At 58.9% G+C, this 17,777-nt stretch carries 12 protein-coding genes; 9 read left to right on the top strand and 3 right to left on the bottom strand.

What is annotated here, in order from left to right; all coding sequences use genetic code 11:
* The first annotated feature begins 15 nt into the window (after positions 1-15).
* Positions 16-1,464 (top strand): glycosyltransferase family 2 protein, encoded by a 1,449-nt coding sequence (locus tag ACIOWL_RS00680; RefSeq protein ID WP_400380404.1) that lies wholly within the window; start codon positions 16-18, stop codon positions 1,462-1,464.
* Positions 1,465-1,577: 113 nt separating this feature from the next.
* On the opposite strand, the gene ACIOWL_RS00675 is transcribed toward ACIOWL_RS00680, so the two are convergent.
* Both ACIOWL_RS00675 and ACIOWL_RS00670 read right to left on the bottom strand, forming a co-directional pair.
* The gene (locus tag ACIOWL_RS00675) at positions 1,578-2,492 is read right to left on the bottom strand and encodes a GT-D fold domain-containing glycosyltransferase (RefSeq protein ID WP_400380402.1); all 915 of its coding nucleotides are present in this window, start codon (positions 2,490-2,492) and stop codon (positions 1,578-1,580) included.
* Positions 2,493-2,759: 267 nt separating this feature from the next.
* Complete coding sequence (locus ACIOWL_RS00670) at positions 2,760-4,028, bottom strand: MFS transporter (protein ID WP_400380399.1); 1,269 nt, start codon at positions 4,026-4,028, stop codon at positions 2,760-2,762.
* A 170-nt stretch (positions 4,029-4,198) separates the two neighbouring features.
* On the opposite strand from ACIOWL_RS00670, the gene ftsY reads away from it, so the two are divergent.
* Positions 4,199-5,389, top strand: coding sequence for a signal recognition particle-docking protein FtsY (gene ftsY / locus ACIOWL_RS00665; RefSeq protein ID WP_400380397.1), 1,191 nt, complete (start codon positions 4,199-4,201; stop codon positions 5,387-5,389).
* Positions 5,390-5,522: 133 nt separating this feature from the next.
* The gene (locus ACIOWL_RS00660) at positions 5,523-7,655 is read left to right on the top strand and encodes an acyltransferase family protein (RefSeq protein WP_400380395.1); all 2,133 of its coding nucleotides are present in this window, start codon (positions 5,523-5,525) and stop codon (positions 7,653-7,655) included.
* Positions 7,656-7,687: 32 nt separating this feature from the next.
* Here ACIOWL_RS00660 and ACIOWL_RS00655 read toward each other — a convergent pair whose 3' ends face one another.
* On the bottom strand, positions 7,688-8,338 hold the full coding sequence (locus ACIOWL_RS00655) for a DNA-3-methyladenine glycosylase (RefSeq protein ID WP_400380392.1): 651 nt from the start codon (positions 8,336-8,338) through the stop codon (positions 7,688-7,690).
* Between the two features lie 112 nt (positions 8,339-8,450).
* Here ACIOWL_RS00655 and ACIOWL_RS00650 point away from each other — a divergent pair, with 112 nt between their 5' ends.
* The 6 genes from ACIOWL_RS00650 (at position 8,451) to ACIOWL_RS00625 (ending at position 17,580) form a co-directional block, all read left to right on the top strand.
* Entirely contained in the window at positions 8,451-9,110 is a 660-nt protein-coding gene (locus ACIOWL_RS00650) for a hypothetical protein (protein WP_400380391.1), read from the top strand.
* Positions 9,111-9,378: 268 nt separating this feature from the next.
* Positions 9,379-10,599, top strand: a complete 1,221-nt coding sequence (locus tag ACIOWL_RS00645) for an ammonium transporter (protein ID WP_400380389.1) — start codon at positions 9,379-9,381, stop codon at positions 10,597-10,599.
* A 242-nt stretch (positions 10,600-10,841) separates the two neighbouring features.
* Positions 10,842-12,383 (top strand): peptidoglycan DD-metalloendopeptidase family protein, encoded by a 1,542-nt coding sequence (locus tag ACIOWL_RS00640; protein WP_400380386.1) that lies wholly within the window; start codon positions 10,842-10,844, stop codon positions 12,381-12,383.
* A 154-nt stretch (positions 12,384-12,537) separates the two neighbouring features.
* The gene (locus tag ACIOWL_RS00635; protein WP_400380383.1) at positions 12,538-13,233 is read left to right on the top strand and encodes a TetR/AcrR family transcriptional regulator; all 696 of its coding nucleotides are present in this window, start codon (positions 12,538-12,540) and stop codon (positions 13,231-13,233) included.
* A complete protein-coding gene (locus tag ACIOWL_RS00630) occupies positions 13,226-15,835 on the top strand; it encodes an ABC transporter ATP-binding protein/permease (RefSeq protein WP_400380381.1) in 2,610 nt (869 codons plus the stop codon). Before ACIOWL_RS00635 ends, ACIOWL_RS00630 begins: the two co-directional genes overlap by 8 nt.
* Positions 15,832-17,580 (top strand): ABC transporter ATP-binding protein, encoded by a 1,749-nt coding sequence (locus ACIOWL_RS00625; protein WP_400380378.1) that lies wholly within the window; start codon positions 15,832-15,834, stop codon positions 17,578-17,580. Before ACIOWL_RS00630 ends, ACIOWL_RS00625 begins: the two co-directional genes overlap by 4 nt.
* The last annotated feature ends 197 nt before the right edge of the window (positions 17,581-17,777 follow it).

Below are 17,777 nucleotides of genomic sequence, written 5' to 3'. Positions count from 1 at the left end.
ACATTCTCGGGGTGAATGATGATAGGCAAAAAACTTGGCGACCTGGCACGGGGAATTTCTAAACCACTAGGTCGTGGAGACAGTCCGAACCTGACCGAGCCGCAGTCATCTGCTGACGTACCGATTCGTCGGCAATCGGAGATTATGGTCAGCGTTGTCATTCCCGTGTACAACTCCATGCCGTACCTGACCGAACTACTGAACTCTTTGGAACGACAAGATCTTGAACCTGAACGATTCGAGGTCGTTGCAGTGGATGACGGTTCTACTGATTACAGTGGCGAAATTCTTGATGTCTATGCCAAACGCAATACCAACCTGCGTGTCTTCCATCAAGAGAACAGCGGGTGGCCGGGGAAACCCCGCAACGTCGGAATTGAGAAGGCTCGTGGTCGGTACGTCTTTTTTGTTGACGCAGACGACCGGTTGGGGCCGGAGGCCCTGCGTCGAATGGTCGAGTTTGCACAAGAACATGCCGTAGATCTGCTGATGCCCAAGATGGTTGGAATCGATGGCCGCAGAGTCCAAACATCACTATTCAGCCAAACACGAACTGAAGCCACCTTTGAGTTCATGCTTCGGAGTTTGTCCCCGCAGAAGATGATCCGTCGCGAACTCCTAAACGGAGCTCCGATCAGATTCCGTGAGGATAGGGTCCGGCTCGAAGACGGCATGGCGATGGTTCAAGCCTATGCCTCGGCCAAACGTATGAGCATACTTGCCGATTATGACTACTACGAGATTCGTTCGCGGGCCGACGGGCAGAATATCAGCGCGGGAACCATTGAACCGGACGGTTACGTGAGCTCATTGTCCGAGATCGCGAGAACCGCCCGTGCCTTCGCACACAATGATGAAGACTTTGCTCGGCGGTTGTGCGCTGGACTCTTTACCCGTAAGGCCTTGAGATTTTATGAGGGAAAGCGATTCTTCCGGTATTCCGTCTCAGAACAACAATCTTGGGTTGACTCCCATCAAAAATTTCTTGATGAGTTCGTTCCGATCAACCGGTCGAAATATTTCTCGGAAGATCGGATGATTGTTGTTGGCCTAATTTCTAAGGGAGACCTTGATGGGCTTCGAGCTAGGGCGCGGAGACAAATTGACCAGGCTGAGTCACCGCAGGTGGAACAGGTAGCAGGTGACGGAACCCGGACAACATTCCGGGTCAAGGCTGCCACCGGTTCTGCCGTACCGGTTCAACTACGAATTGTTGACCGTGATACCAAAGAAATCACCCGTATCGACGGTACGTTCATAGAATCCACAGGTTCGTTTCACACGAGCACCGAGAGCGCCGTCATCGCTGGCAAAATTCGTCGTTTGGGCGACGTGTCTGTGCACTATTCTGATGGATCGTCCCGACGAATCGCTGCACCGCCGGAATTTAATGAATTCGTTGGAAATGGTGTCAGGGTGTACCGGACAGTGAATGGGTTCCTCAGTGTTGATACCAGAACCTAGATTCACCGTTCGCAAAACCAAGGGACGGATGCTTTCGAATTGGACGCACAAACTCCCCGCCGCAATAGTTCGCGGCAGGGAGTTAGTGAAGTTCATAAAACTCTAGCTGTAGCCTACTTGCGGGTCACGGGAACAGCTTCAGGACGCACTTCACCTTCGAACACGTTGAGGTAGCTATTGGTCAAGTGGCCGATATCAAGGGCGCGAATACCTGCCTTAGCAAGTTGGTGGGCCAAAACGGTTCCAGCTGGGCCCAGCGCGATCAGCACAACATCAGTTTTCGTTTCGCGAAGTTCCGCAACTATGCGTCCGAGATCGGTGAACGCGTTGACAGAAGTTGAAGAGATCTGGTTCGTCGAAGCGACGTTGTCAAAGAGCTGGGGGATCAGGTCAAACCGAGAGCCTTCGCCCGTAACGATCGTGACGTTTTTGTTGTCCCACACCTTGCGCCAGAGGTCGACAGCTTGTCGACCGAGCAGTGAAAACACCTGCGGCCGACTGATATGGGCATTCACAAATTTCTGGTCAGAAACGATCAGTTGATTGAGGCTCGGCCACAGTTCTTGGAATACGCCGGACCAATGCGCATCTCGGAACAACTGTGGAAAACCTACCCGTAGATTTGGCAGATCTGAGGTGAATACCTCTCGCAGCGACTCTTGAAGCTCGGGGGAGTTAGTTTGAAAACGCAGGTTGAAATCCTGCCTTAACATCATCCTGAATTCACCGTCGCCGAAACGTGCCAAAGACGTATCGGTGTTGGCCAGCACCTCAAGCGATTCCCGGAGCGAGAGTACCTGCTTTGCGTGGAAGTCGGTGACTTCGTTCATTACGGAGCTGGTTGCGGCAAACCGGATCGTTTCGATTTCACGGCGATGAGTCTTGAGTTCATTGAGAATCTGTTTCAGCGTTTTCTCAATTCCTCCACCCATCGCGTTCTGCTCCGAGAATTTGACGGGCAGTGGCTCCGAGTTCTGAATCTCAACATTGAAAGTTCGGTTTGCGAACCTTTTCAATCGTGCAAGCATTGATACTCTCTTTAGCTCTGATAGGGCATAATTAGTCCAACTGTAACGTACCGTCGGCAATCGATGGTCAGCGTACTGCGCGTCCTTCTGGATGTGACCGAACTGTTATCTCTTGAGGCCAGCAGGACGGCCGTGGCACCCGGGGGTTCACTTAATCTGCAACGGGTTTGCCCAGCCTGAGCGTTAACAGCGCGACTGATTTTTGGCGCAATGCGTTACTGCCCTGTGGCCTCGGAGCTCCTCGTATGGATTGCCATCACGGTTGCGTTAGGGCCGATTTTCTTGCGGCGAGTCTGCCTGCGGTCGCTTCGCAGGCACAGGTTGCAGGTTTTTAGGGACAAAAAGCCACGCAATGACTCCAACTAGGCCGACAGAGGCGGAGATGGCGAATGCTAGTTCGTAGCTGATCATGTCGGCCATGACACCGGCGAGCAACGGGCCGATGATGGAACCCAGATCCGTGCACATCTGAAATGCGGCTAAAGCTTTTCCGCCGTTGCGTCCCGAACCGATCACGTCGGCCACGGAGGCCTGTTGCGCCGGTCCCAAGATGCCTCCGCCGAACCCAGCGACGATAGAGCAGACGATGAACCCGGTCAGCGAGGTGAACACCCCCATGGCCCCGATGGACAACACCAGCACACTCATTCCCAGCAAAACCGGGATCTTTCGACCAACCCTGTCCGTGAGTTTGCCAGAGAACAACAGGGCGCATCCGTTACCCACGGCGAAGACGGCCATAGAGACACCGGCAACGTAGGTTCCTTGACCCGCTCCGAATACTGCCAGTGCAAAGAGTGGAATCATGCTGTTTCGGATGCCGAAGGCGAGCCAGCCGTAGCTGAAACCTGAGAATAGGGCGGCACGGTAGGTAGGTGAAGCCAACGCTTCCTTGGCGGTAACCACCTCGATGGAAGGTTTCCCGCTGGCGGGGTTTGCGGATCCGTCGTCCAATTTGCGGCGTCGGCCCAGCGCCACATAAACCACACCGGCTGCGATGACCAGCGCCGTACCGTAGATCAGGAATGGAAGTCGCATACCCAGCGGTGCGAGGACGGTTCCTAAGACCGGCCCGGCGACATTGCCCAGGAGGAACGAGCCGGCGTAGAGTCCAGAAATCCTTCCCCGGGATTCTTCGGGGGCTAATCGTGCAATGAGCGCCATAGCTGAAATGGTGAACATGGTTGAACCAAACCCGCCTAGGCCACGGGCGACAAGTAATTGGGTGTAATCCTGGACGACTGCGCACAGTAGCGTCGACACAGCGACGAGCAGCACTCCGGTGACGTAGATCTTGGGTTCACCTAGTTTGCCGACGAGTGCACCGGCTACCGGTGCGAAGATCAATCTGGTGAATGCGAAGATGCTGACAATCACGGTCGCAGCGGCGGCGCCCACATCGAAACTCACCGCATATTGGGGGAGGATCGGTGCGATCAGGCCGAAACCCAACGCGATGATGAAAGCGGCAATCAGCAGCACACCAATTTCTTTGGGGATCGGTGGGCGTACGGATTTTTTGCGCAGTAGTGCCATGTTCATTGCCATAGGTCCAGACCGGACCGGACAGCAGCCTTTCTTTTCAGAACCTCAGGGCCACAACGTTGGCCACTGGTAAGTCTATGTCTTCCGGCCCAACCGTGAATACAAGGGCAGTTTCGGCCATAAATCTCTGAGTCCAGGTAAGTTATGAGACGATCTATGATGTGACCGATTCGCTATTACTTACCATTATCATTGTCGCGGTTGTTGCCGTGGTCGGCATCGTGGCAGCCACATTTGTTGCCAAGGGCCGCAAGCCTAAGACGCCTTACACCTCTGAACGAGATGAAGACGACGTCCCGACTAGCGTAGCCGCCCAGGATGAAGCCGACGCAGAGCTTTCAAGCGTTGACGAGTCGGCTACCGGAAGCGCGCCCGTTGCTGTGGCGGAGCCCGAAGCCCCTGCGGCGCCAGTTTTGGACGTACCAGAGCCCGTTCAGGGGCGTCTGGCGCGTCTGCGCGCGCGACTGACCAAGTCCAACAGCATGTTCTCCAAGGGTCTGCTGGCGCTTCTCAGCCAGGATTCCATTGACGAGGACGTATGGGACGAAATTGAAGAAACGCTGCTGCTGGCCGACCTAGGCACCGAACCAACCCTAGAGCTGGTGGACGCGCTGCGCGAACGAGTTAAGGTTGAGGGCAGCCGAGACCCGCAACGGGTTAAGGCAATGCTTCGCGAAGAACTGTTGAAGCTGGTTGATCCGTCTTTGGACCGTTCATACCTTCCAGCGCCGCATCCGGACCGGCCAAGCATCATCATGGTTGTTGGTGTCAACGGCGTGGGTAAAACGACAACTATTGGCAAGATGGCCCGTGTACTGGTTGCCGAAGACAAAGACGTATTACTTGGTGCGGCGGATACATTCCGTGCGGCTGCTGCCGAACAGTTGGCGACATGGGGAGACCGAGTTGGCGTCCCCACCGTGCGTTCAGACATCGATGGAGCAGACCCGGCGTCGGTTGCCTTCGAAGCTGTTGCAGCCGGTATCGACCAGGAAGTCGACATCGTGATGATCGACACCGCGGGCCGCCTGCAGAACAAGGTTGGCCTGATGGACGAGCTTGGAAAGATCAAGCGCGTCGTTGAGAAGAAAGCCACCGTTGACGAGGTGCTCCTCGTTTTGGATGCCACCACCGGACAGAATGGCCTCTCGCAGGCCAAGGTGTTCTCCGAGGTGGTCAACGTTTCGGGAATCGTGCTGACCAAACTGGACGGCACTGCCAAGGGTGGAATCGTTGTGGCCATTCAGCGTCAGCTGGGTGTGCCGGTGAAGCTTGTTGGTCTTGGCGAAGGTCCGGATGACCTTGCACCATTTGACCCGGAGGCATTTGTCGACGCACTGCTGGAGGGCTAATTTCCTCTTCTGGCCAGTTGGTTCACTCAGATGAGGGTTCCGGCTGGCCAGAGGTGTGTCTAGCACCGTCCACACCTCGGGCATCCGTTGAGATTTGAGTCAACGCAGATTTTCAAAGAAGAAGGTTTTACTCGTGAGCAGTGCGCAAAACATCGCTGGACTGTCTGCACCTGGCGCAAAAAAATCGGTGTTCCGAGCCGACATACAAGGTCTGCGGGCCTTGGCCGTCGGCATCGTCGTGATCTACCACTTCTGGCCCAAGGCGTTGCCCGGAGGCTTCGTAGGCGTCGATGTGTTTTTTGTGATTTCCGGATTCCTGATCACCTCGCACCTCTTGTCCAAACCGCCCCGGTCGGTGCGGGACGTAGGCCAGTTTTGGATGCGTCGTGTCAAACGCCTGCTTCCAGCTTCTTTTCTGGTGATCCTCGTCAGCCTCATCGGAGTGTGGCTCTTGGCTCCGGAAACCTTATGGCAAGACTGGGGTTTCCAAGCGATTGCCTCCACCTTCTACTTTCAAAACTGGTTCCTTGCGTCCTCTAAGGTCGATTATCTAGCCGAGGCAGATGCGCCAAGCCCTTTCCAGCACTTTTGGTCGTTGTCCACTGAGGAACAGTTTTACCTAGTCTGGCCAATCCTTATCGGTCTGTCGGTGCTCATGGCCGTGAAACGACGGAAAAACACGTACCGGTTTGCGCTCGCCGGAATCGCCGTCGTGTTTCTGGCCTCGTTGTCATACTCAATCTACGCCACGGCCACGGACCCCGGCACAGCATACTTCTCCACGCTGACCCGAGGTTGGGAATTCGCAGCCGGAGCGTTGGTCGCCGCCTTCGGCGCCAGCGCCCATGCCTCGAAGAGAGACAGGCTTAGCTCCATTGCCGCCTGGGTGGGCTTTGGCGCCATCGTGATCAGTGCGCTGACGTTCAGCGGAGAGATGCCATTCCCCGGTGCCGTGGCGTTGCTCCCGGTTCTGGGTACCGCGCTGCTCCTACTTTCCAATGCCACCCGCCGATCTTCACCCCAGCTCTTGCTGGGGAATAAAGTTGTACGTTTCCTCGGGGATAATTCATACGCAATCTATCTATGGCATTGGCCGCTGTTGATCCTTGTTCCTTATGCGGTCAGTGAATTTGGGGTCATAGCGCAACTGCTGACCTTGGCACTGACAATTCTCCTGGCGGTTTCGACACAGGTATTGGTCGAGACGAAATTCCGTAAATTTATTGATGTGTCGCGAGTTGTGTCCGGTCCGAGGTTTTTGCTCGCCGGATCAGCGACCCTAGCAATTGTTGCCGGCAGCTTCTATGCGATGAGTAGCCAGATCATAGAAGACTCCCAAGATATCACCGCGTCCGTTCTTCGGGTCGAAAAATCACTTGGAGAGGACTGCACGGGTCCCAATGCTCTCACTGACAGCTGTGCTTCCGGAGCTGGAATCGCCCAGAGTTTCAAGTCTCTGGCGCCCGCGCCGGTTGTGGCAAAAACCGACAAACCCAAAATCTACGCTGACAATTGTTTTGCTGGGCAATCAGACGATTTCGGTAACAAACCGGTCTGCAGCTATGGCGACGGGGAGATCAAAGTCGCGCTCATTGGTAATTCACACGCGGGACAGTGGTTCCCAGCACTTGAACCTATTGCTCAGCGTAACGATTGGTCGTTGGACACTTATCTGATCAGTCGCTGCGCGGTTAATGGCGAACGACAACAGTTTGATAGCGAGGGACGTATCGAAGGATGCGCGGAATATGAATCGTGGGCCTTGGACAAATTTGAAGCCGAGGACTACGACCTGATCATCTCTTCAAGCCGACAGTCATTGGCCCTTGAAGGGTACGACTTCGAATCAAGCACCGAGCCTTCACGACAGGCTTTTGAAGTTGCGCTGGAGTCGTGGGCCGACACGGGTGCCGAAGTTGTGGTGATCGAAGATACCGCCTTCCCCGGGGCAACGGTGAAAAATGTGCCTGACTGCGTTGCCGAAAATAGCAACAAGCTCCTGGACTGCAGCGGTCCGGCCGGTGAATGGATCCCGGCAGACCCGCTGGCTGAAGCCGCTGAGACGATCAATGATGAACGAATCGATTCCGTTGATATGAACGGCTTTCTTTGCGGATCCGGTACCTGTCATGCGGTGATTGGTGGCCTAGTTGCGTACTGGGATCATTCGCATTTGAGCAACACGTATGCGGCTTCACTGAGTCCGATGTTGGAGCAGAAGATCGAAAACGCGGTTTCCGAGCCCGAGCTGTTTACGTCCGATTAGACGAAGGTCTAAGAATCCGGTACTTCATAATTTCAAGCCCGTGGCGCATTGCGCCCGGGCTTGAATGCTGAAACGGTGTTGTTTCCAGGAAGCCAGAATCGCCATGGAAATTCTGGCCCTCCAGCAATGCCTGAAACTCCCACCCGGGGGCCGCTGGCAAAACCCTGCGCACAGCGCTCAGGTGCCTCTAGTATGAACGGTGGTGCAAGAACGTCCAGCCCGTTGTGTTCTGAACGGTTGATTCCCAAGGCCGTCGCCAAGTTTCCGGGCCCACGGGCAAGTTCACGGACTGATAGCGTAGACCGATGTGAACTCGGCGGTTGTTTTGCAAGCCGCCGTGCTCTTGCGATGTCGTGGCCGCGAATGACCTCTCCGGAGCGAATGAGCACGCCAGACGCGGTTCCCTCGGGCGAGCATACAAGATTTAGTGCAAAGTGCATGCCATAACTGACATACACGTAGGCATGCCCAGGGCCGAGGAACATTGAAGCGTTACGTTCAGTTTTGCGATCTCTGGCGTGGCTCCCCGGATCGTAGGGGCCAGGGTTGCCCAGCCCGGAATACGCTTCAACCTCGGTGATGCGCAGACGGACTGCCCCGTCAGGCCCCTGCAACCCTAGCACTGCACCAAGAAGACGCGGCGCCACATCTACCGCGCTGGCCACAAAAAATTCTCGATCCATAGCAGTAGTATCTCAGCGAGATCCCGTTTTGTCGGTTGTTGTTTCCACAATAGGCGCTACCTGGCAACAGGGAATTGCTGGGCACTCGTACCATCATGATTGGGGGATCATCGTGAAGAAAATCTCGATCTTCGTCGTTGCATTTGTCGCTGTATTCGCGCTTGCTGGTTGCGGAGTTTCGACGGAAGAACACGAGGCGGTTCAGGCATCAGCCGCCGCCGTGACCGTTGAAAAGCAAGAGCTGGAAACCCAGCTGGCCGACACAACGTCGAAGCTAACTGCCGCGCAGGCCGAAGTCGATCAGTTGCAGACAGCCAACGAGGAACGGGAATCCGCGGAAAAAGTCGAAGCGGATCGCAAAGCTGAAGAAAAGGCCAAGAAAGATGCTAAGGAAAAGGAGGAAAAGGACAAAGCCAACAAGGCTAAAAAAGTCTCTAGCCGCGAACTCGCTCAGATCGTCAAGAAACCAAGCTCGCACTTGGATAAGAACGTGATCGTTGACGCGAGGATAACCCAGTTCGATTCGGCGACTGGTCCATGTACCTTCCGTGCAGACGTGAGCCACACCCAGGTGGGCAAATACGACTACGAGCACAACACGATCTTCAATGCTGGAGACGGTTTGATTAACTGCGACATCCTAGATGATGTTGTAGCCGAGGACATCGTGAAGGTCACGGCCACCGTAACCGGTTCGCTGACTTATGACACTCAGGTGGGTGGCTCGACTACCGTCCCGGAGATGCAAGTAGTCAAAATTACCCGGCTCTAGTCCTTAATAGATCAGCAAAAACCGCGGCAGCCTCCCAACGGCTGCCGCGGTTTTTGCCATGGTGCACTTTTCGAAACGTATCCGTAACACCGTAGGAAACAGACCGTTACGTGTCGGCTTGGTTTGTCACACGCTTGAAATGAGCCGTGGAGGAAGGTGAAACATCGGTGGCGAAGAATCTTATATCGAGACAAGGGCCGAGTAATCCGGTCACGTCAAAAGAATTATTCACCGATACACCAAACACCTTTGAGGGGATGTGGACTAGATGGAGTTGGACGTAGCCAGCTTATGGATCTTGATCGCCGCAGCACTCGTTCTGCTGATGACACCAGCACTCGGACTTTTCTATGGGGGAATGACCCGTGCTACCGGCGTAGTCAACATGATGTTGATGAGTTTCTCCGCGGCGGCCATCACCGCAATCGTCTGGGTTCTATGGGGATACTCCTTCTCCGCCGGTGAACCAGCCATTGCGGGAATCATTGGCAACCCAATCAGTGACTTCGCTATGCAGAACACCCCCGAAGACGCACTCTTGGCCGCCGGCTTCGCAGGAACCTTCGCCATGATCTCGGTGGCAATTATCTCCGGAGCTATCGCCGACCGCGCACGTTTCGCTCCATGGCTCATCTTCGTTCCACTATGGGTGACCCTGGTGTACGCACCGGTTGCCTTCTGGATCTGGGGCGGCGGCATGCTGTCCGCAGACGGTTTCTTGGGCCAGATCTTCGGCGAAGCCATTGACTTCGCTGGCGGCGCAGTAGTTCACACAAACGCCGGTGTGGCAGCTCTTGTCCTTGCCCTCAAGCTCGGCCAGCGCCACAACTTCCATGACCGCCCACAGCCACACAACACCCCACTGGTGATGCTGGGCGCTGGCCTGCTGTGGTTCGGCTGGTTCGGATTCAACGCCGGCGCTGCTACCACCGTTGAGCAGGCGGGTCTGATCTGGATCAACACCCTGGCAGCTCCGGGTGCAGCAGTACTTGGCTGGATTCTTGTCGAGAAGCTTCGCGGAGGTCGCCCAAGCTCGTTGGGTGTGGCCTCGGGATTGGTCGCAGGTCTGGTAGCTATCACCCCTTCGTGTGCAGACATCGCACCATGGGCCGCAATGCTGCTGGGTGTCCTGGCCGGCGCTGGCTCTGCGTGGGCAGTCAACCTCAAGTGGAAGCTTGGCTACGACGATTCGCTTGACGTGGTGGGTGTCCACCTGGTCGCAGGCATCATCGGAACCCTGTTCCTCGGATTCTTCGCCCTGCCAACCGCAGAGACTGCAGGCGGCCTGTTCTACGGCGGCGGCTTCGGCCAGCTGATCTCGCAGTTCATGACCCTGCTGGTAGTGATCATCTTCTCGGCCATCATGACCTGGGTGATCGCCACGGTTATTGAAAAGTTCTCTCCTTGGCGAGTGGCTTCGGACGTCGAAATCGCGGGCATCGACGTTGCCGAGCACAACGAAAGTGGGTACCAGCTGATGACCAAGTAGCTCTGGTGAAGCTGATCAATCACCAATGAACTAAAACAGGGGTAGGGTCCTGGGCTATCAGGAACCGAACAGAATCGTCGGTGGGCCAAGCAGCCACCGGCGATTCTGTGTGTCTTGGAACCTCGGCAATTTGCTGGTTTGCACAGTATCAGGCAATTACCTGCAAAAATCTCTGGTCATGCAAGCCCGGAGCCGATACGCTGAAAGCCACTTTGGATTTGCAGTTTGGGGACTAGCAAATTATGAAAAGACGCCATCAAGTCAACCACAAGCCGGCTGTTGTCGACGGGCCGCCCGAGTTCAAACGTGCCTGGTACGGTGCGGCCAGCGTGGTGCTGGCACTCGGAATATCAAGCACCTTGGCTACCCCGCTTATTGCCGGCGGCGATGATTCGCGCGCGGTAAGCCGCCAAGCGTCCATTGATGCGCTCGCCGGGTGGGCCGTAACCACAGAGCCCGTCTACGTGGATCCATATGCCCCGTTGGCGGTTTTTAGCGGAACCGGTCAAAAGCTTGATATTGATGGTCGTCCCCATGGCATGTCGACGCAATCAACTCCAACCGCAACCCCATCCCAGGATGTTGGAGAATTAAATACCGGGACTTTCAACGCAGGCACGGCAGGATCATCCACTCAAACGGCTGATACATTGCTGGCCGGTGAAACGGGACAACTCGGTGTGCTTCCCGCTGGTCTGCAATTAATGCACCCGGTGACCAGCCGGATGATCACCAGCCCATATGGGTGGCGGTTAAATCCGACCGGGTCCGGAAATCAAATTCACATCGGCCAAGACTACGCGATCGCCTGCGGATCCCCGGTGTATGCCAGTGAGGCCGGTACGGTGACGGTATCCGGGTGGGCCGGCCACTCTGGCATGCGGGTGACCATAGACCACGGGAACAATGTACAGACCGGGTACAGCCACAATTCAAAACTATTGGTCAGCGTAGGCCAGCAGGTTGAGCGCGGTGAACTGATTGCCCGGTCCGGGACCACCGGCAACTCAACGGGTTGCCATGTGCATTTTGAAGTGATCGTCAACGGCCGGTGGCACGATCCTCGGAATTACCTGCCAGTGATCTCCGGGCAGCGCCAGGCCATGGTGGATTCAACACGGTTGACGGTCAGCGCGAAAAGCGCACCGAAGGGTTCGGCCACCCAGGGGACCCGAACCCCAGCGCCAAGCTCCACCGATTCTCCGGATGACGGTCAGAATCCCGATGTGGTGACCCCGGAAGATGACACCCCGGTGGTGCCGACGGCTAAACCTACGGCCAAGCCCACCGTCAAGCCAAGCGCAAAACCGAGCGTCAAGCCAACAGCCAAGGCCACACCGACTCCAACACCGCCGACACCCAAGCCCACCACGTCGACGCCGAAGCCAAGCCCCTCCACATCTGAGCCGGCGCCGACGACGAGCCCAACACCGAGTAAAACTCCAAGTAGCCCGAGCCCGAGCGCACCGCAGACGACATCCTCAGCTCCACATAGCTCAAGCCCGAGTGCTCCAGAACCAAGCCAGAGTGCACCTGAAACAGTTGCGCCAACAAATGCCACAGCGCTTCCCACCGCTCCAAGCTCCGAGCCAGCGCCGAGCAGCAATGGCGAGCAGTCTCCCAAAGCCAGCGAGCAACGTGACGCGACGACACCGAAAGACGCGGTGACGCCGAAGGCCACGGTCACTCCAGTTGCAAGCGAGCCAAGTAGCGCTAAGGCCACGGGGGAGAAAGACACCTCTGTCGAAGCAACACAAAGTGCCGTCCCCGGGAAACTGGATTAGTGCGCCGGTCTCGGCGCCGCGCGTTGGTGCTCTGTACGGGTGTGTCTGATGCCGGATTGCTTTGGGGCATCAGGTGAGAAATTTACCTCTTCCGCACCTGGCTTAATATGGATAGGATAACCTTAGTTACTACCTATAACTAACTAGGGGAATCATGGTTCACGCTGGCGGACGGCCACGCAAGCTCACCACCGAAGACATCATTCGCGCAGGCCGCCAGATCGGTTTGGCGCAGCTGAGCCTGAACGCGGTCGCTTCCAGGCTGTCCGTGACACCGGCCGCACTCTACCGCCATGTGGCCAACCGCTGGGAGCTGGAGAGAATGGTAGGCGAGGACATCCTGGCCGAACTTATCCTCACAGACGACCCGCAACAGGACACCGCGCAACATCTGCTCTCGGTGGGACTTCAATTGCGCGCTTTTATCCTGGACCACCCGGGCTTGGCCGCCTACGTCCAGACACTTTTCCCGCGCGGCGCCTCCGGGCGGCGGCTGCTGTCCATGGAAGCCACGGCGCTGGGAAAACGCGGCTACAGCGTTGAAGCGGCCCTGGTCCTGAGCTCCGCCGTGGCCTCGGTGGCCATCGGGTATGCGGCCACCGAAGAACTTCAACGAACCCGCGGGGAGGGATATGCCACCCAACGCAATGCCGCCCTGCAAGACATCAACACGGATACCGAGCTAGCCGAAGCCCACCAACAGCTGCCAGACATCACCCCGGACGAATATGTCCGCATGTGGCTCGGGGCCGCGGTGGCAGGATTTATCGCCGCCGCACCGCCGGGGCGCTCGGTGTCCGAGATTAGAAACGCATTACACGCAGCCACCGAAGGGGTCAACCATGGCTAAACGAGGATTCAACGGAGCAATGACCCGGGCCTATGGGGCCAAGGACCACCAGGCAACCGTCACCGCCGTCAAACACCTCGCCCCGCATTTCTTGCGGGTGCGCTTTCACTCGGACACACTTCTTGCCGAAGTAGTTCCAGCCCCTACCGCCTTCCTGCGTTTCTGGTTCCCGGACCCAGCTGACCCGCAGACCGAACATCAGCGGGCCTACACCCTGAGCGACGTTGATCCGCAGACCGGAGACTTCGCCGTGGACGTGGTGCTCCACGAACCGGCCGGCCCGGCCTCCGCCTGGATGAAGCAGGCGGCCGTGGGGGATACGGTCAGTGTCACCACCTTGGGCTCCTCGCGCTTCGACCTTCCCGACGAACTGCCCGCCGGCTACCTGCTGATTGGCGATTCGGCTTCACTGCCCGCCATTAACGCGATCCTGGAGGTCATCCCGCCGCAGGTGCCCGTCGAGCTCTACCTTGAAGAGCACCACGAATACGACCACCAGTTGCAGCTCACCGACCACCCGCGTGCTACCGTGCACTGGGTGCCGCGCCGGGGCGAAGAATCCCTGGCCGCCAGCCTCCAGGTGCGGGACTGGTCCAACTGGTACGCCTGGGCCGCCCCGGAATCCGGAAGCCTCAAACACCTGCGCACTCGATTGCGTGATGAATTCGGATTCCCCAAGGGGGAAATCCATGCTCAGGCCTACTGGTACTACGGGCGGGCCTTCGGCTCTCGCCGGCCCAAGGACCTGGTTGAACCCACCGCCGAACCCCAACACACACCAAGTACGGAATCCACCAGCTCACCTGAACCCGAGGCGGCACCTGCCGCGAAGGGTAATTGGAAAGCGGCGGCTGCCGGCAAACTGCTTGCCGGGCTCAAACCCACCCTGATCATTGCCGGTATTCTCCAAGCCGTAATCACTCTGGTGCAATTGGCGCCATTTGTGCTGCTCACCGAACTGGCACGCCTGCTGCTTGCTGGCGCACCCGGTGCAGACCTCTGGACCTTGGGTTTCTGGGCCGTTGGGCTCATGGGTGCCGGGGTGCTGCTCAGCTCCGCACTGTTTATCTGGCTGCACGCCGTAGATGCCAGCTTCGCGCACCAGCTGCGCCGACGCCTGCTGGACAAGCTGGCCAAGGTCCCGCTGGGATGGTTCGATGCCCGAAGCTCCGGACAAGTCAAACAGGTCATCCAGGACGACACCCTGTCCCTGCACTACCTGGTCACCCACGCGGTGCCGGACGCCGTGGCCGCGGTGACCGCGCCCGTAGCGGTGCTGATCTACCTCTTTGTGGTCGACTGGCGGATCGCCCTGGTGCTGCTGATTCCGGTGCTCACCTACATCGTGGCCATGGCCATCATGGTGGTCCAATCAGGCCCGCGGACCGGCCAAGCCGCACGCTGGGCCGAACGGATGAACTCAGAGGCCGGCTCCTACCTGGAAGGCCAACCGGTGATCCGCGTGTTCGGCGGCGGGGCGTCCTCCGGCTTCCGTGCCACCCTTGATTCCTACCTCACCTTCCTCCACGACTGGCAACGCCCGCTCAGCGGACAGAAAACCATGATCGATCTGGTTACCCGCCCGGCCACCTTCCTGCTGTTGATCTGCGTGATGGGAACCTGGCTGATCACCGCCGGGGCGATGGCCCCGGTTCAGCTCTTGCCCTTCCTGCTGCTGGGAACCACCTTCGGGGCACGGCTGCTGGGGGTCGGCTACGGGTTGGCGGGCCTGCGCGCCGGCATAGTCGCCGCCCGGCGTATCCAGAACACCCTGGATGAAACCGAGCTGGAAACAGCGGACAACCAGTCGACCGGGCTAACCAGCCCGCAGACCGCAACCCGGGTGGACTTCGAGGCCGTGCAATTTGCCTACCGCCCCGGGGTACCGGTGCTTCACGACGTCACCCTGAGCCTGGAACCCGGAACCGTCACCGCACTGGTGGGTCCCTCCGGGTCAGGAAAATCCACCTTGGCCAGCCTGCTGGCCCGCTTCCACGACGTCACCGGGGGAGCCATCCGCCTCAACGGACGCGAGCTGCGCACCTTGGACGCGGATCAGCTCTACTCCACCGTCGGATTCGTCTTCCAGCAAACCCAAGCGGTCTCCGGAACGATCCATGACAACATTGCGCTCGCCGTGCCGGAAGCAACCCGCGCCCAGGTGCAGCAGGCGGCGGCCGACGCCCAACTCCATGAGCGGATCACCCGGCTGCCTGACGGGTACGACACGGTCCTGGATGGTTCCACCGGACTGTCCGGCGGCGAACTGCAACGTCTGACCATCGCCCGCGCGTTACTGGCCGATACCCCGGTTCTGGTGCTTGACGAGGCGACCGCCTTCGCCGACCCGGAATCAGAATACGAGGTGCAACGGGCCTTGGACCGGCTGACCGCCGGGCGCACCGTGCTGGTGATTGCCCACCGGCTTCACACCATTACCGGGGTGGACCGCATTGTGGTGCTGGAACAGGGCCGCGTGGCCGAATCCGGAACCCATGCCGAACTGCTGTCCGCCGGCGGACGCTACCAACAGCTCTGGGAGGCCGGGCAGGCGCCCGCATCCCGGACACCGCACACCGAGGCCAAGGAGGCCAGCCGATGATCCGCACACTGTTGACCCTGCTGGGCGAGTCCCGCGGTCGGCTGGTCGCAGCCCACCTGGCGCTCACCGTGATCGGCCTGATCCTGCGGGCGGCAGGCACCGTGCTGCTGGTCCCGCTGGTGGCCGCGTTATTCTCCGCCGAGCCGTCCACTGCCTGGAAGTGGTTGGGGCTGCTGGTCGTGGCGACCGCCGGAGGCTGGTGGATCGATACCCTGGCCGCGCGGCGCGCCTATGCCTTGGGTTTCGCCCTGCTTGACTCCGGGCAGCGTTCGCTGACCGATCGGATCAGCCGGATCCGCCTGGCGTGGTTTGATGCCGAACATACGGCAACAACCCGGCAGGCGGTGGCGGCGACCGGACCGGATCTGGTGGGGATCATCATCTACCTGGTCACCCCGGTGCTCGGCGCCATCTTGCTGCCGGTGTTGATCGGCGTGGCGTTGGTGCCGATCAGCGTCCCGCTCGCATTGGCCGCCCTGCTGGGTGTCCCGCTCTTGCTGGGTGCCTACGCGGCGTCCTCGGCCTTCGGCCGCCGGGCGGAGCAGGAGGCCGCCGACACAAATACCGAGCTGACCGAACGTCTTGTCGAGTTCGCGCGGACCCAGCAGGCACTGCGCGCCGCACGCCGGGTGGATGCCGCCCGCAGCCTGGCCGGGACCGCGCTGGATGCCCAGCATCGGGCCGGGATGAAATTGCTGCTGTTGCAGATTCCCGGGCAGCTGGTGTTCGGACTGGCCAGCCAACTGGTGCTGATCATCCTGGCCGGCACCGTGGTGTTCTTGAGCCTGCGCGGCGAGATTGAGGTTCCCCAGGCTATCGCGCTGATTGTGGTCATCGTGCGCTACCTGGAATCCTTTACGGTGCTCGCCGAGCTGTCCCCGGGAATGGAAAGCATCGCCGGGTCGCTGCGCCGCATGGGCGAGGTGCTGAAGGCCCCGCAGGTAACTGCCGGAAACGAGGTACGTTCTGCGGCCGGTGCCCCGCGGCTTGAACTACGTGAGGTGAGCTTCCGGTACGCAGCCGACTTAGGTGCACCCGCGGTACTGCAGGACTTCAACCTGGTGCTGGAACCGGGGAGCACCACCGCCCTGGTGGGCCCCTCCGGCTCCGGGAAAAGCACCATCCTGTCCTTGCTGGCCGGATTGCATGAACCGGATGCCGGCGCCATCCTGATTGACGGGGTGCAGGCCCAGACGCTGGACGAAGAATCACGCCGCGAGCAGACCAGCATGGTCTTCCAACACCCCTACCTCTTTGACGGCAGCATCAAAGAAAACCTGCGCAGCGGCCACCCGGAGGCGGACCAGCAGCACCTTGAACAGGCTGCCGCCCTGGCCCGTGTGGACACCCTCATCACCCAGCTGCCCGACGGCTGGGACACCCGGGTGGGGGAGGCCGGGAGCAGCCTCTCGGGAGGCGAACGCCAGCGGGTGTCCATTGCCCGGGCACTACTCAAACCCGCGGGAATTCTCCTGGTGGATGAGGCAACCAGTGCGTTGGATACCGAAAACGAATCAGCGGTCGCCGCGGCGCTCAGCGACGACCCGCTGCCGCGCACCCGGGTGATTGTCGCGCACCGCCTGAGTTCCATCCGCGCCGCGGACCGGGTGATCTTCCTTGAGGGCGGAAAGATCATTGAGGACGGGAGCATTGAAGAGTTGCTTGAATCCGGCGGACGTTTTGCTGACTTCTGGACCCATCAGCATGCCGCCGGCGCCTGGAAGCTGGGGCAGGTCGCGGAGTAGGGACAGCACGATCATCGTGGCCGCCTCGCCAGTGCGATGTGCTGATGCTCGGGTTCGCCCCGGGGACCAGCCCGGGGCGGAATATTTTCGCGGGACGGGCCAGGGACTGGCCGCTGACCGAGGCCGGCGTCATGGCCCGCCATGGTGATTCTCAGCCTGCCACCGAATACGCGGAGCTGAATTTTCGGTTGCCATGC

The sequence above is a fragment of the Glutamicibacter sp. NPDC087344 genome, assembly GCF_044744225.1.
Lineage (GTDB): Bacteria > Actinomycetota > Actinomycetes > Actinomycetales > Micrococcaceae > Glutamicibacter.
This window is presented reverse-complemented; position numbering and strand designations above follow the sequence as displayed.